The organism is Achromobacter sp. FW305-C-30-7, from assembly GCF_058783105.1.
The window spans coordinates 69,879-83,658 of sequence record NZ_JBYSYI010000005.1 but is presented as its reverse complement, the minus strand read 5'-3'; the positions used below and the strand labels follow the sequence as shown (position 1 = coordinate 83,658).

General features: G+C 65.4%; 13 protein-coding genes. 3 read left to right on the top strand and 10 right to left on the bottom strand.

Going from position 1 to position 13,780, the window contains the following annotated elements; translation table 11 throughout:
• The first annotated feature begins 41 nt into the window (after positions 1 to 41).
• Positions 42 to 716, top strand: coding sequence for a GntR family transcriptional regulator (locus AC3WOB_RS17250; protein ID WP_013390789.1), 675 nt, complete (start codon positions 42 to 44; stop codon positions 714 to 716).
• Positions 717 to 734: 18 nt separating this feature from the next.
• Here the strand turns inward: AC3WOB_RS17250 and AC3WOB_RS17245 are convergent, their stop codons facing one another.
• Genes AC3WOB_RS17245 through AC3WOB_RS17230 form a run of 4 tightly spaced genes read right to left on the bottom strand, consistent with a single transcriptional unit; the run spans position 735 to position 4,881 of the window.
• Positions 735 to 1,136 carry an ectoine synthase gene (locus AC3WOB_RS17245; RefSeq protein ID WP_013390788.1) on the bottom strand — a complete coding sequence of 134 codons (402 nt, stop codon included), beginning with the start codon at positions 1,134 to 1,136 and terminating at the stop codon, positions 735 to 737.
• 29 nt (positions 1,137 to 1,165) lie between these two features.
• Complete coding sequence (locus AC3WOB_RS17240) at positions 1,166 to 2,515, bottom strand: amidase (protein WP_013390787.1); 1,350 nt, start codon at positions 2,513 to 2,515, stop codon at positions 1,166 to 1,168.
• Complete coding sequence (locus AC3WOB_RS17235) at positions 2,499 to 4,007, bottom strand: amino acid ABC transporter permease/ATP-binding protein (protein ID WP_013390786.1); 1,509 nt, start codon at positions 4,005 to 4,007, stop codon at positions 2,499 to 2,501. Before AC3WOB_RS17235 ends, AC3WOB_RS17240 begins: the two co-directional genes overlap by 17 nt.
• Before the next feature lie 22 nt (positions 4,008 to 4,029).
• Positions 4,030 to 4,881, bottom strand: a complete 852-nt coding sequence (locus AC3WOB_RS17230) for a transporter substrate-binding domain-containing protein (protein WP_013390785.1) — start codon at positions 4,879 to 4,881, stop codon at positions 4,030 to 4,032.
• Positions 4,882 to 5,317: 436 nt separating this feature from the next.
• Here AC3WOB_RS17230 and AC3WOB_RS17225 point away from each other — a divergent pair, with 436 nt between their 5' ends.
• Entirely contained in the window at positions 5,318 to 6,442 is a 1,125-nt protein-coding gene (locus tag AC3WOB_RS17225; protein WP_148260572.1) for a hypothetical protein, read from the top strand.
• Positions 6,443 to 6,508: 66 nt separating this feature from the next.
• On the opposite strand, the gene AC3WOB_RS17220 is transcribed toward AC3WOB_RS17225, so the two are convergent.
• The 6 genes from AC3WOB_RS17220 to AC3WOB_RS17195 form a co-directional block, all read right to left on the bottom strand.
• A complete protein-coding gene (locus AC3WOB_RS17220; RefSeq protein WP_013390783.1) occupies positions 6,509 to 6,979 on the bottom strand; it encodes a DoxX family protein in 471 nt (156 codons plus the stop codon).
• An 11-nt stretch (positions 6,980 to 6,990) separates the two neighbouring features.
• Positions 6,991 to 8,877 (bottom strand): amidohydrolase, encoded by a 1,887-nt coding sequence (locus AC3WOB_RS17215; RefSeq protein WP_492275950.1) that lies wholly within the window; start codon positions 8,875 to 8,877, stop codon positions 6,991 to 6,993.
• 128 nt (positions 8,878 to 9,005) lie between these two features.
• Positions 9,006 to 9,269 carry a XapX domain-containing protein gene (locus AC3WOB_RS17210; protein WP_492275702.1) on the bottom strand — a complete coding sequence of 88 codons (264 nt, stop codon included), beginning with the start codon at positions 9,267 to 9,269 and terminating at the stop codon, positions 9,006 to 9,008.
• A gap of 41 nt (positions 9,270 to 9,310) precedes the next feature.
• On the bottom strand, positions 9,311 to 10,015 hold the full coding sequence (locus AC3WOB_RS17205; RefSeq protein WP_492275701.1) for a pirin family protein: 705 nt from the start codon (positions 10,013 to 10,015) through the stop codon (positions 9,311 to 9,313).
• Between the two features lie 81 nt (positions 10,016 to 10,096).
• Positions 10,097 to 11,689, bottom strand: a complete 1,593-nt coding sequence (locus AC3WOB_RS17200; protein ID WP_492275700.1) for an MFS transporter — start codon at positions 11,687 to 11,689, stop codon at positions 10,097 to 10,099.
• Positions 11,690 to 11,805: 116 nt separating this feature from the next.
• Positions 11,806 to 12,492, bottom strand: coding sequence for a hydrolase (locus AC3WOB_RS17195; RefSeq protein WP_492275699.1), 687 nt, complete (start codon positions 12,490 to 12,492; stop codon positions 11,806 to 11,808).
• A gap of 319 nt (positions 12,493 to 12,811) precedes the next feature.
• On the opposite strand from AC3WOB_RS17195, the gene AC3WOB_RS17190 reads away from it, so the two are divergent.
• Positions 12,812 to 13,735: a LysR family transcriptional regulator gene (locus tag AC3WOB_RS17190; RefSeq protein WP_492275698.1), complete on the top strand. Its 924-nt coding sequence runs from the start codon at positions 12,812 to 12,814 to the stop codon at positions 13,733 to 13,735.
• The last annotated feature ends 45 nt before the right edge of the window (positions 13,736 to 13,780 follow it).

The following is a 13,780-nucleotide window of genomic DNA, read 5'->3' as shown; positions in this document are numbered from 1 at the left end:
CCCGGCCACGCCGCGGCGCCTTGCCAGGAGCCCATGCCATCATGCCCGCCGAACGCGACAGCGGAATCTCGATCGCCGAACGCATCAGCCATCAGCTGCGCGACGACATCATGGAAGGCAAGCTGCCCCCCGGCACGCAACTGGTCGAAGTCGATCTGGCCGCTGACTATGGCGCATCGCGCAACACGATTCGCGAAGTCCTGCATCAGCTGGGCCGTGAAGGGCTGGCCACGTTCATCCGCCACAAGGGAGTCGTGGTCCGCCGCATGGAACGCAAGGATCTGCGCGAGATCTACGCGGCGCGCCGTGCCCTGGAGCTGCAGGCCATCGCCGGCAGCCTGCCGTTGCAGCCCGCCTTGCTGGACAAGATGCTCGCGGCCATCGACGCTGCGGAGCGCGCGCTGTCCAAGAAGAAATGGCGCAATGTCGGCACGCTGAGCCTGCAAGTGCACCAGCATATCGTCGCGCAGCTGGGCAGCCGCCTGCTGGACGAGTTCTTTCTTACGCTCTGTGCGCAGCTGCGCCTGGTGTTCGCGTCCGAGGTCGACGAAAGCCTGATCCAGACACCCGATTGGATCGAGCGCGAGCGCCGCATCCACGGCCTGCTGGTGCAGGGCCGGCGCGACCTGGCCGCACAAGCCCTCACAGACTATCTCGACGATTCCGAACGCACGCTGATGGCCGTGCTGACCCGCCTTAAGCAGCAGGCCAAATAGGGCTGCTGGGCGCGCCGTCTATGCGCGCGCCTGCGCTTCAGGTTCGGCATAGCTGCCGTCCGCACGGTGTGTCTCCTGCCCGCTCAAAGGCGGATTGAAGACGCAGACCAGGCGCAGGTCTCCCTTCACGGCCCGCAGTACATGCTGGTCGTTCTTGTCCAGCGCGTAGAGGGTGCCGGGCCGTATGGCGTGCGTCGCGCCCGTGGCGACGTCCAACACCTCGCCTTCGCCTTCCATGCAGTAGTTCGCCTCGTAGTGATGCTTGTAATGCAGGTGCAGCTCGGCGCCTTCGAAAACTCGGGTTTCGTGCACCGAATACCCGATGCCGTCACGCTTGATGATGATGCGCTTGCTCTCCCAGCCCGGTCCCCGGGCGTGGCGTTCAGTGTCGGTCAGGTCGTCGCTGTGGATAACTATCATGGATGAGATCCGCGAATGGGTGGAAAAAATCAATGCTGGCGGCGCGAGGCCGATCCGAGCGCATCTTCGATCTGCGCGGCGGCCAGCAGCAAGGCTCGGTCACCGCCGCGCAAGCCGGTCGCCATCAGCCCCACCGCTTGTTTCGCGGCCCGATGGCCCGGTATGGAAATGCTGGGCAGGTCCAGGCGATTGGCGAATTCCGTCAGGCTGAATGCCCGGCCGTTCTCGCGCAGATAGCTGTCGTCGTCGTCCAGCTGCGCGACCGGCGGAGGCAGCATGGGCACTGTCGGCGTCAGTACCGCATCCGCGCCCGCGATGGCGCGGTCGTACTCCCGCCGCAAGTCGGCCAGCCGGCGTTGTGCCGCGATATAGGCATGCGCCGGCACCTGCGCTCCCAATAGCATGCGCGGCCCCACGCGGGGATCGTAGCGGGCTGCGTCCGCCGCCAAGCAGGACGCATGCAGGGCATACGCGTCAGCCGCGATGATGCCGCCGTCACGCGCTACCTTGCCGGCCAGCGCCAGGCAAGGCATGGATTCGCGGCGCAGCGCGGCGCCCGCATCCATCAGGCATTCCAGCCATGCGGCGAAGGCGCGCCTGACTTCGGGTTCCAACAGATCCTCCACGTGGTCCGGCACCACGAACACCTTGCTCGCCAGCGGCGTCGCGCCTTGAACGCCCGGCGCCGGCATGGCCGCATCCCAGGGCGCCAGCACCTTATCCACAAGCAGGCACTGCGCGGCGTCCGCGGCGATGATGCCGGGCACATCGAAGGTGGGCGACAGATACATCATGCCCGCGTCCTCATAGCGGCCGCGAGACGGCTTGAATCCGGCGACGCCGCAGAACGCGGCCGGAATCCTGGCCGATCCGCTCGTATCCGAGGCCAGAGCCAGGCTCACCATGCCCTGTGCCACCGCCACCGCGCCGCCGCTGCTGGAGCCGCCCGCGACACGAGGCACGTCGGCCATCAGCGGCGATAGCGGCGTGCCGAAGCGTGCATTCAGCCCCAGCGCGCCGTAGGCAAACTCGGTCATATTGTTCTGCGCCAGCAGCACTGCGCCGGCGCGCCGCAGCGCTTGGACCAACGCAGCGTCCCGCCTGGCGGCGGGCGCGTCGGCCAGCACCTGCGAACCCGCGTGCGTCGTCCAGCCGCGCACGTCGAAGCAAGCCTTCACGCCCAATACCATGCCGGCCAGCGGCTCGTCATCCGGCGCTATTGCGCGCAAGGCATCCCGCGCCCGTGCCTCGGCCAGCGCGTCCTCGTCGCGGCGCGCCACCAGAGCGAGAGCCGCGCTAACAGGGTCCGCCGACGCCCGCTCCAGGCAGGTCGACACCGCGCGCAGGGATATGTCGCAACGCTCAGGAGACATGGACATGGCTCAGGAAATCCTTGACGCGCGGGTCCTCGCTGGCCAGCACATCGGCCGGCGGCGCATCCAGCAGGACGCGGCCGGTCTCCATGAACACCACGCGATCAGACACCTTGAATGCGAACCCCATCTCGTGTGTCACGATCAACATCGTCATGCCTTCGCGCGCCAGCGTTTCCACGACTTTGAGCACTTCGGCCACCAGTTCCGGATCCAGCGCCGACGTCGGCTCGTCGAACAGCATGATGGAAGGGCGCATGGCCAGCGCGCGGGCGATCGCCACGCGTTGCTGCTGACCGCCGGACAGTTGATGCGGATACTTGTGCGCGTGATCCAGCATGCCCACTTTGTTGAGCAGGACCAGGGCTTCGCGGCGCAATACGCCGGCGCTGCCGCGACCGTGGTACTCCGGGGCCAGCATCACGTTTTGCAGCACGGTCTTGTGCGGAAACAGGTTGAAGCTCTGGAACACCATGCCGATATCAAGGATGCGGTCGCCAGGTCCCGCCTGCGCGCCGGTCCCCGGCGATCCCAGGAAGGGTTTGCCATGCAACAGCACCTCGCCGCCGTCCAGCGTCTCCAGGCCGTTCAACGTGCGTATCAATGAGGTCTTGCCCGAACCGGACGGACCGATGATGCTGATGACTTCCCCGGCCTTGACCGTCAGGTCTATGCCCTTGAGCACTTCATGGTCGCCGAAGCGCTTGCGGGCCTGCCGCACTTCCAGCGCGGGCGCGTCGCCGGCGGCGGTCAGCGCCGGTCCGGACTGTCCTTCCTGGATCTCGCGCCGCGCCGATTCGTCCAGGGCCAGGGGCTTGGGCGCGCGCCGCAGGATGTTCATATGCGACTCCAGCCAGCCCAGCAGCTTGTCGAACAGTGTGACGATCAGCACGTAGTACAGCGCTACCGCCAACATGGTCTCGAACACCAGGAAGTTCTGCGTGTACAGGCGTTGTCCGACCAGCAGGATCTCGGCCAGCGAGATCACCGACACCAGCGAGGTCAGCTTGGCGATCGTGATGAACTCGTTGCTCAGGGCGGGCAGCGCGATCCGCAATGCCTGCGGAATCACGATCATGCGTTGGATGCCGGCATAGCGTATGCCCAGCGCCCGTCCGGCCTCGATCTGACCGCGCGGCACGCCCAGGATGCCGCCGCGATGGATCTCGGCGATAAAGGCCGTTTCGCTTACGACCAGGGCGGTCAGGCCGGCGTAGAACGGGTCCGACAACAGCGCGCCCGCCGCGGGGAACACCTGCGGCAGGTTGTAGATGAACACCAGCAGCACCAACAGAGGCAAGCTGCGGAAGAACCAGATGTACAGACCCGCCAGGCGGCTGACGAAGGGGTTCTTCGCCTGCTTGCCCAGCGCCAGCAGGAAACCCGCCGCCACGCCTATCACCCACGTTGCCGTGCTTAGCTTCACCACCACCCAACACGCTTTCCAGAAGTCGGTGTCCCAAAGCAGGCTGACGGCGTAATCCCAATCGAAATGCATGGTTGCGGCTTCCCTCGCGGCCTTATCGCGCCGGGCCTGCCAGAGCGGCCTGGACTTCGGCGGCGGACGGCTCCTCCAACCCGTAGCGGGCCAGCAGCGCCTGGTACTCGCCGCTATCGCGGGCCCGCTGCAGCGCACCGTTCAGCGCGCTCTGCAGTTCTTTCGATTCCTTGTTGATCCCCAGCCCGATCACGATCGGATAGAGCAGAGAGGTGGAGGTCACTTTCAAGCTGTCCTTGGACTGCGCCAGCATGCCGTGCACCACCGCCGCATCCTCGATCATCGCGTCCGCCGCCTGCGAGCGCAGCGCCATCATCGCCTCGGGAGAGGTCGGAAACTCCAGCACCTTGATCTCGCCCTGGCCCTTGGGCTGGCAAGTCTCGCGCGAGACCTTCTGCAGCTTGGGCGTCCATGATGCCCCCTTGATCGACGCCACCCGCTTGCCGCACAGCGCCTCCGGCCCCGTGGGTGCGTACTGGCTGGAAGCCAGCACCAGCAGCGAAGCACCCGTCTTCAGGTACGGGATGAAATCGATCAGCTTGGTGCGCTCGGGCGTGACATAAAGGGCCGACGCGACGGTATCGAAGCGGCGCGCCCGCATGCCCAGGATCAGGTCGGGAAAGCGCGTGTCGACGAACACCGGCGCGAGCGACAGCTTGGAGGCCAGCAGCCGGGAAAAATCCGCGTCGAATCCGGCGGGCTTGCCACCATCCATGTAGGCATAGGGCGGGTAGGTGAGGTCGGACCCGACCGTGAGGCTGTCCGCCTTGATGGTGGCGGCGCCAAACGCCATGGGAGCTGCCGTGCACAACATGAACGCGCCCAGTGCGTGAGCGACGCCGAGACGCGACGCCACCAGAATCTGAGTGAACATGCTTTCCCCTATGGAACGCCCTGAAAGCCGCGGCCAGATTGGGTCTGCCCTATACCCCGAGGTATTTTCGCGCCAGGATTGTTGAACAATTTTTGCGATTTTCCGGCAACGAGGAGATAGCGGATATGGGTATTTTCCCTAGCGCTTTCGCCGGATGCGGTGAACTTCGCGCTGTCAGCCATCGGGCTCGGATCTGGCCATATGCACGGCCTGCGGACCGCCATGCCATCCAAAGAGAGGACAGACGCCACCAGGCCGTTCACCTATAGTTCTTCGCACTCCACCGCCAAGAAAGGCTGCATCTGCTATCCGGACACCCTGCGCCGGACTACATCCGGAGAGCTTGCCCATGCACCATCCTGAACCTGCATATGTCTGCAGGAAAGCGGATCCGAGGGTCTGGCGCCGGCCGCGCTGGCTCCTGATCCTGATTGGCATGCTGGCGGCCGCCAGCGCTTTCGGACAGGATGTCATCTGGATCGGCCAGCCCTCAGCCCGCGACTATTTGGCCCTGAATGTCCAGCGTGCCGTCGAAGGCTACGCCGAACTGCGCCAGCAGATGGCGCAGTTCGAGGCGCGGGTCGGGGAAGCGCGGCGCGCATACTTCGCCGCCGCTCCCGCGGATCGCGCCGCGGCCGGCGACAAGTTCGGCGAGTTGCTGTTCCAGAAGGACCTGATGATTGCGTGGCCGCGCATCAGTGCCGGCGGGGACCAGGCCCAGCGCTTGGCCAGTCTCATGGCGCTCGGAAACAATGGCCGCCCGCTCGACGGCGGCATTCCGCCCAGCGCCAGACAGGCCTTCAACAGCTGGACTTCCGCCGTGGGCTTCAGCGTCGGGGCCGGGCTAGGAATGACCCCGGATCCGATCAAGGCCGCTGCCGCCCTGGCCAGCAGCGGCAGCCTGAAAGAGTACGAAACCTACCGGCGCCTGCGGGATCAGGCTGAGTACGACGACTGGGAAGCCCAGCGCAGCGGCGCGGCCCGCAAACTGATCGAGCCCGGCAGCGTGATACCCGCGCGCCTGTTTTTTGGCGAAACGCCGATGATGCGGGGATTCGATCATCGGGTGGGCAAGCCTGAAAATCATATCCTGCGCTGCATGTACGCGGGCCGCAAGGAAGAGACTTCACTTTTCTATTTCTGGCAGGGCCGGCCGCCGCAGGACATTGCCATCCTGCTTGCGATGAATCCCGGCGGCCTTGCCCGGCTGAAAGACCATGCGGTCGATCAGTGTCCCCCGGACGACAAGCAGGCGCGCGCCATCGAGGCCTCGCCAATCAAGGCGGTCATCACGCCCGAAATGGCTCGCGACGCCCGCGCACAAAGAAATTCGATTCCCCTGGATCCCATCGAAGCGCAGGCGATTCAAGACAGAAACGCCGCGGCACGCCAGAAATTGGATGCACGCAAGGCCCGCGAGGACGAGCGCAACGCGAAGCTTCAAGCCTGCCGCGAGGCGCTGCAGACGGAAGTGCTGGCCGCGCGCCAGGACCGCGACCGGGTCGCGACCGACGCGGCCCGCGCCAAGTACCGGGATTGTTCGCGCAACGCCGGCAAGTAGCCCTATGGCTGCGGCATGCCCCCGGTGTGCCAGTTACGCAGACCTTGGTCCGCCCGACAAGATAGGCTATGTTGCCTGCCCCCAGGACGTCGCCCCGCCAAACTTGGTCTCCCTGAGATCCAACCACGCCACCAGCAGCAACCCGCCCGCCAACCCCAAGTGCTCGAAGAACGAGTTGGCCGCCATGAAGCGTTCCTGTCCCAGCGGCATCTCCCAGAAGCGCAACGCGATCCCGGTCGCCACCAGCGTGAAGGCTGCCAGCGCCAGCGCGCCCAGCCATCGCAGCCGGCCCGTCAGGATCATGAGGGAAGCGACCAGTTCCAGCGCAATCACCAGCGCCGCGAACAAGGGCTCGGGCGACAGCCCGAAATGCGCCATCTCGCGCACCGCACCGGGAAAGTCGAACAGCTTCACCAGCCCGCCCTGCAGGTAGGCGGCACACAGGCCCAGATAGGCCAGGAACCGGACCATCGACGCACCGAACAGCGGGCGGGCCATATCGGCCAGCCGCCGTTCCCATTGAAAGAGCGTACTCATGGCGGGTCCCCTCAAACGGCCCAGCAAGAGCAGCCCAACGCGCCGAAGAAGCCCTGCAGGTCCGAACTGGGCGCATTCGATGCCCACGCGCGGGCATGGTCATGCCCATGCAGGCCGCAAGAGCTGGCGCACGCGCAGGCCGCCATGTTGCGATAGCCCAGCGAGTTGCGGCCGGCGCCCTGCGGATCGCCCCAGGCGCCGTAGCCGCCGAACAGCCGGGTAGGCGACCAGTCGGGCATGGCGGGCGGCAGCGGATTGTCGTCCAGCGGACCGAATTCGCCCGCGCCGTAGACCACGCGGCCGCCCACCACGGTCAGGTCCGAGGTCAGGAAGGAGATCTCGTCCTCCGTGCAGCTGAAATAGTCCTTGTCCGGCACGATGAAGTCGGCCAGCTGGCCGGGCTCGATGCGGCCGCGCTTGCCTTCCTCGTTGGAGAACCAGGCCACGTTCTCGGTCCACATGCGCAACGCGGTCTCGCGGTCCAGGCAGTTGCGCGCAGGGTAGAGGCGGGTGCCGCCCACGGTCTTGCCCGTGACCATCCAGGACAAGGACACCCAGGGGTTGTAGGAGGCGACCCGGGTCGCATCGGTGCCGGCCGAGACCTTCACGCCGCGCTGCAGGATCTTGGCAACGGGCGGCGTGGCTTCGGCCGCCTTTGCGCCATAGCGCTCGATGAAGTACTCGCCCTGGTAAGCCATGCGGTGCTGCACGGCGATGCCCCCGCCCAGCGCGGCGATGCGGTCGATCGATTTGTCGGAGATGGTTTCGGCGTGGTCGAAGAACCAGTTCAGCCCGGTCAACGGCGTGTCGCGATGCACCTTCTCAAACACGTCGAGCGCCCGCGAAATGGTCTCGTCATAGGTGGCGTGCAAGCGCCATGGCCACTTGTTCTGCACCAGCACGCGCACGACCTCTTCCAGCTCACCTTCCATCTCGGGCGGCATGTCCGGACGCTCGACGCGGAAGTCCTCGAAGTCGGCCGCCGAGAACACCAGCATTTCGCCCGCGCCGTTGTGGCGGAAGTAGTCCGTGCCTTGCTTGTACTTCACGCTGGAGGTCCAGTTGAGGAAGTCTTCCTTTTCCTGCTTGGGTTTTTGCGTGAAGAGGTTGTACGCCAGCCGTACCGTCATCTGGTTCTCATCGGCCAGCTTCTGGATGACGGCGTAGTCGTCCGGATAATTCTGGAAGCCGCCGCCCGCGTCGATCACGCCCGTCACGCCCAAGCGGTTCAGCTCACGCATGAAATGGCGCGTGGAATTGAGCTGGTAGTCGAAGGGCAGCTTGGGGCCCTTGGCCAGCGTGGCATACAGAATGGTCGCATTGGGCTTGGCCAGCAGCAGCCCCGTGGGGTTGCCCTGGGCATCGCGCATGATCTCGCCGCCAGGCGGATTGGGCGTGGTCTTGGTGTAGCCCACCGCACGCAGCGCAGCGCCGTTGAGCAATGCGCGGTCGTACAGGTGCAGGATAAACACCGGCGTATCGGGCGCGATGGCGTTGATCTCGTCGATCGTGGGCAATCGCTTCTCGGCGAACTGGTGCTCGGTAAAGCCGCCCACCACCCGCACCCATTGCGGCGCGGGCGTGATGGCGACCTGGCGTTTCAGCATGGCCATGGCGTCGGCCAGCGTACGCACGCCGTCCCAGCGCAGCTCCATGTTGTAGTTGAGGCCGCCACGCACCACGTGGGTATGGTTGTCGTACAGACCAGGCAAGGCTGCGCGGCGCTTCAGATCGACGACGCGGGTGCCTGCCCCCGCCAGCGGCATGATTTCGGCATCGGTCCCGACGGCCACGAACCGGCCGTTCTTGATCGCGACGGCGCTGGCCTGCGGTTTGCTGCGATCCAGCGTGGTGATGCGGCCATTGTGGAAAATGACATCCGGCGTAGCGTTGGACATATTGGGTTCTCCTTTCGAACTGGCAATGGCGTGGCGTCCCAACATCCCGTTGAGCGCCAGGGCGGAAGCAACACCGATGAGATCGCGGCGTGTAGGCATGCAATATCTCCTTTGATGCGGGAACCGGCTCAGCCGTGTTCCTTGTCCTGAGCCTGATGGCGGCCGGGCAATTGGCCGAGCACGTGGCTGACGGCCTTTTCCTTGTCGCAGGCGGCGACAAAGGCGGTTCCGTTGAGCAACTGCCGGCCCACCGGAACGATCTGCTCGCCAACCAATATGCCGAGCAAGCCGATCAGGGCCACAAGGGGCGGGGCGGGCGAGCGGACCTGCAGCAGGCTGTAGACCACGCCGACCAGCAGCCCGGCGCCCAGGGAAAGCAGATAGATCTTCATGTGTATCCTCATTGTGTCGATGGATAGGAAAAGGATGCCGCTCAGGCGTGCGTGTCGGCCAGGAGGATTTCCGCGTCGTCCAGGGCCATCAGGCGCAGCTCCGTTTCGTCGCGGATGGCCGCGCCGTCACCCAGCCCGATCTCCACGCCGTTGACCTTCAATCTGCCCTTGGAGGCAACCAGGTAGCCGCGCCGCGCGCCGCGCGCAAAACGATAGGTGGCGTCCTCGCCCGCCTTCAGCGCCAGCGCAAGCACCCGCGCATCGCTGCGGATGGGCAGCGCGTCTTCGTCGCCGTCCATGCCGCTGGCCAGCGTGATGAACCGGCCCTTGCAGGCTTCGCGCGTAAAGGACTTCCTGCCCCAACTCGGCGGCGCGCCGCGGCGATCCGGCTCGATCCAGATCTCGAACACCTGCGCGGGTCCGCCTTCCATGTTGAATTCGGCGTGCGTCATTCCGCTGCCCGCGCTCATGACCTGCACCTCGCCGACGCCCGTGCGTCCGCGGTTGCCCAGATCATCTTCATGAGTGAGCGCGCCTTGCCGCACGCAGGTGATGATTTCCACGTCCGCATGCAGCAAAGGCGGAAAGCCCGAGCCCGGCGCGATGGTTTCGTCGTTCCAGGCGCGCAGCGCACCCCAGTTCATGCGCTCCGGATCCTGGTAAGCGGCGAAAGAAAAATGGTGCTTCACGTCAAGCCAGCCGCGACGGGCATGCCCCAGGCTTGCAAGAGGACGGCGCTCAACCATGGCGCGCCTCCGCGTTCCGGTTGCCGGCCTGCGCGACAGCAGGCGTCGTATGGTTCATGAGCTGGCTCCCGCTGCTGCCCGTCAGTGCTTCAAGGCCAGGAAGTGATGCACCTCGGGCTTGTCCGGCCCCATATGGAAGCGCAGCGCCTCGGCTTGCAGATCGGCGTCGGCGTGCGACACCCGATGATGCTGACGCAAATGCTCAGCCCAGGATTCGACGAAGAACCACTCGACCACCCGCTGCGGATCGCCGGTATGCTCGACCACGCCCCAGGCATAGGCCCCGTCGCGCAAGCGCTCTTGCGACAGGCGCTTCATTGCTTCGAGAAAGGCGGGCCGGTCTTCCTGGCGGATGCGGTATTCGACCTGCACCAGCACCGGGCCGCGATCATTGGCGACCGGCTCGGCGAGCAGCGGCTCCGGCCAGTGATTCGACGCCTGCAGATCCGCTTCGCCGATCGGCAGGCGCACGCGATGGAACAACAGCGCCACCACCACCAGGCCTGCGGCGCTGACCGCCAGCGCATAGGGCACGCCGATTTCCCGCGCCACCAAACCCCAGCCCAGGCTGCCGGCGGCCATCGCGCCGTTGAAGACCATCAGATATACGGCCAGCCCGCGGCCCCGCACCCAGTTGGGCAGGATGGCCTGGGCCACGCCGTTGAACGTGGTAAGCGCGGTAATCCAGCCCATGCCCAGCACCACCAGCAGCAGCACGGCCAGCCACTGGGGCGGCGCAAACACCAGCCCCGCCATGACCGCCGCACTGGCCACGGAAGCCAACAGCACCAGCCCGTCCGTATTCAGGCGGGCGCTGAGCTTGGGCATGACCAGGGCGCCGATGATCGCGCCCGCGCCCACCGCACCCAGCAGCACGCCGTAGAAGCCGGCAGTACCTCCAAGCATCTGTCGCGCCACCAGGGGCAGCAGCGCCCAGACCGCGCTGGCGAACAGGAAAAAGACGGCGGCGCGCAGCAGTACGCGATGCAGCTCCTTGCTGGCCCGCGTATAGCGCAGGCCCGCGCGGAACGCGCCGAAAAAGTTCTCCGACAGCCCACTGTCGACGGCCACCGGACGTTTCCACCACAGCAAGGCGGCGATGACGAACACGTAGCTCAGCACGTCCAGCCCGTAAGTGACCGCCGCGCCGAAGCTGGCCAGGATCAACCCGCCCGCCGCCGGACCGATGGCGCGCGCGATGTTGATGCCCAGCGAGTTCAGCGCGACAGCGCCCTTGAGCTCCTCGCGGGGCACGAGTTCAGGCACGATGGATTGCCAGGTGGGCCCCATCAATGCCGCGCCGATACCGCCGACAAAGGTCAGCGCGATCAGGTAATCGACGGTCAGCGCGCCGAAGTGCGACAGCAGCAGCAACGTGCCGCTTACCGAGGCCAGCAGCAGCTGCACGAATATCAGGAAGCGGCGGCGATCCAGAATGTCGGAAAGCACGCCGGCCGGAATCGCCAGCAGGAAAATCGGCAAGGTCGCGGCCGTCTGGATCAGCGCCACCGCGGTCGGGCTGGCCGACAGGTCGGTCACCAGCCAGGAGCTGGCCACGTCCCGCATGAAGCTTCCTACATTGCCCAGCACCGTCGCGGCCCACAGGACGGCGAACACGGACTGGCGCAAGGGCGCGAAGGTGCCGCGCGTCGCGTTGCTCTTCTGGTCTGGCATGGGACTCTCCTGGGTCGCGCCAGGCAGCTTTCGGACCCGCAAGTCCCGCCGCCCGCCGTGTTCAAAAGCAGAATGCCGGGTCGACCAGAATCTGTCTGGCCGGCCCGGCTTGCGGTTTACTTGGCGGGGTTGGGGCCGATGCGTTCGCCGTGCTGGACGCGCTCAGCCAGCTTGTGCACGTGGGTGACGGCGTAATCGATGCCCATGCCGTAAGCGCCCGAGTGTTCCTTGACGATGGCGGTGACGGCGTCATAGGTTTCCTTGCGGGCCCAGTCGCGCTGCCATTCCAGCAGCACCTGCTGCCAGGTCACCGGCACCACGCCGGCCTGCACCATGCGGTCCATGGCGTACTTGTGCGCGTCCACCGAGGTGCCGCCCGAAGCATCCGCCACCATATAGATTTCGTACTCGCCTTCCAGCATGGCGCACAGCGCGAAAGTGGTGTTGCAAACCTCCGTCCACAAGCCGGCGACGATGACTTTCTTGCGGCCATTGGCGGCCAGCGCATCGCGCACGTTCTGGTCGTCCCAGGAGTTCATGGAGGTGCGCTCCAGGATCTTGTGCTCGGGGAACACGGCCAGCAATTCGGGATAGGTGTTGCCGGAGAAGCTGTCGGTTTCGACGGTGGTGATGGTGGTCGGGATATTGAAGGTGCGCGCGGCCTTGGCCAGGCCCACCACGTTGTTCTTCAAGGTCTGTCGGTCGATGGATTGGACGCCGAACGCCATCTGCGGCTGCTGATCGATGAAGATGATCTGGCTGTTCCGCGGGGTCAGGACTTCAAGGTACTTGTTGGCGGACATGGCAGGTCTCTCTTTCAGGAAAACGATCAAATGGGGCGGGGGGAAAGAATTCGGTGTTGCTGACAAACCATCCTGGTTCGCGCCGGCTAGTCGGTGACGGAAGCGCTGCTGGAAGCAGGCCGTGCATCTCGTCAGTCGGTATATGCATAGTAGGGAGCGGCCGCGATCCTGAGAACCCGCGGCAAGGAATTCCATCCTTTCCATTTCTTGCATGATGACGATGGCGTGACAGGCATTTGCTGCGCTGCGTTCACCACCATTCTTGTGCGCGCCATAGGCAGGGACTATCATCGGCGCGGGCATTTCCCGAGAACACGAGATGAGCAAGCTGCCGGATTTAGAAGGTTGGGCGATCTTCGCCAAGGTCGCCGAGACGGGATCGTTCGCCAAGGCGGCGGCCGAGTTTTCCCTGTCTCAAGCCACGGTTTCCAAGAGCATCAGCCGTCTGGAAGCCAGGATGAAAACGACCCTGTTCCACCGCACCTCGCGCAGCATGACCCTGACCGAATCGGGCTACGCAGCGCTGGAACGCGCCGCCCGCATCCTCGAGGAAGGCGAGGCGGTCGAATCCGAGGTCACCGAAAAATCAAGCAGCCTGCGCGGCAAGATCAGGCTGTCGGCTCCCATGTCCTTTGGTGTCACCCATCTGGCGCCGATGCTGCCTCCGTTCATGCAGGACAATCCCGACGTCGCCCTGGAAATCGAATTCAGCGACAAGCAGGCGGACCTGGTGTCGGAACGCTTCGACCTGGCGCTGCGGATCTCCAACCTGGTGGACTCGACGCTGCTGGCACGGCGATTGTGCTCCGTGCGCATTCTGTTGGTGGGTGCGCCCAGTTACTTCAAACGCGCGGGCCGTCCCAAACATCCCAAGGACCTGGCGCACCACACCGCGCTGCAATACATGTATGCGCGCAACGGCTCGAGCTGGCGTTTCCGCCATGAAAAGCATGGTGATTTCTCGCAGTCCTTGCCCGTGCACCTGAACGTGAACAACGCCGAAGCCCTGACGCCCGCGCTGCAAGCGGGCATGGGGCTGGCGCTGCAGCCGGAGTTCCTGGCATGGAAGGATCTGCAATCGGGCGCGTTGGAGACCGTGATGGACGACTGGCAGGTTGATCCCATCGCGCTGCATATCGTCACGCCGCCGGGGCGCCGCCGGCCGGCCCGGGTACAGGCTTTCATCGAGTATCTGGCCGAGCGGTTGACGGCGGAGCCTTGGGCCAATGATGTGCATGTGTAGCTGGCCCGCGGCTCCCGGCCTGCGCCAGGGTGGCGGCGCCAGTCG

Excerpts from the sequence above, each read along its gene's own strand:
- AC3WOB_RS17250 (WP_013390789.1), top strand. The coding sequence starts at position 42 with ATGCCCGCCGAACGCGACAGCGGAATCTCGATCGCCGAACGCATCAGC.
- AC3WOB_RS17245 (WP_013390788.1), bottom strand. The coding sequence starts at position 1,136 with ATGATAGTTATCCACAGCGACGACCTGACCGACACTGAACGCCACGCC.
- AC3WOB_RS17240 (WP_013390787.1), bottom strand. The coding sequence starts at position 2,515 with ATGTCCATGTCTCCTGAGCGTTGCGACATATCCCTGCGCGCGGTGTCG.
- AC3WOB_RS17235 (WP_013390786.1), bottom strand. The coding sequence starts at position 4,007 with ATGCATTTCGATTGGGATTACGCCGTCAGCCTGCTTTGGGACACCGAC.
- AC3WOB_RS17230 (WP_013390785.1), bottom strand. The coding sequence starts at position 4,881 with ATGTTCACTCAGATTCTGGTGGCGTCGCGTCTCGGCGTCGCTCACGCA.
- AC3WOB_RS17225 (WP_148260572.1), top strand. The coding sequence starts at position 5,318 with ATGCTGGCGGCCGCCAGCGCTTTCGGACAGGATGTCATCTGGATCGGC.
- AC3WOB_RS17220 (WP_013390783.1), bottom strand. The coding sequence starts at position 6,979 with ATGAGTACGCTCTTTCAATGGGAACGGCGGCTGGCCGATATGGCCCGC.
- AC3WOB_RS17215 (WP_492275950.1), bottom strand. The coding sequence starts at position 8,877 with ATGTCCAACGCTACGCCGGATGTCATTTTCCACAATGGCCGCATCACC.
- AC3WOB_RS17210 (WP_492275702.1), bottom strand. The coding sequence starts at position 9,269 with ATGAAGATCTATCTGCTTTCCCTGGGCGCCGGGCTGCTGGTCGGCGTG.
- AC3WOB_RS17205 (WP_492275701.1), bottom strand. The coding sequence starts at position 10,015 with ATGGTTGAGCGCCGTCCTCTTGCAAGCCTGGGGCATGCCCGTCGCGGC.
- AC3WOB_RS17200 (WP_492275700.1), bottom strand. The coding sequence starts at position 11,689 with ATGCCAGACCAGAAGAGCAACGCGACGCGCGGCACCTTCGCGCCCTTG.
- AC3WOB_RS17195 (WP_492275699.1), bottom strand. The coding sequence starts at position 12,492 with ATGTCCGCCAACAAGTACCTTGAAGTCCTGACCCCGCGGAACAGCCAG.
- AC3WOB_RS17190 (WP_492275698.1), top strand. The coding sequence starts at position 12,812 with ATGAGCAAGCTGCCGGATTTAGAAGGTTGGGCGATCTTCGCCAAGGTC.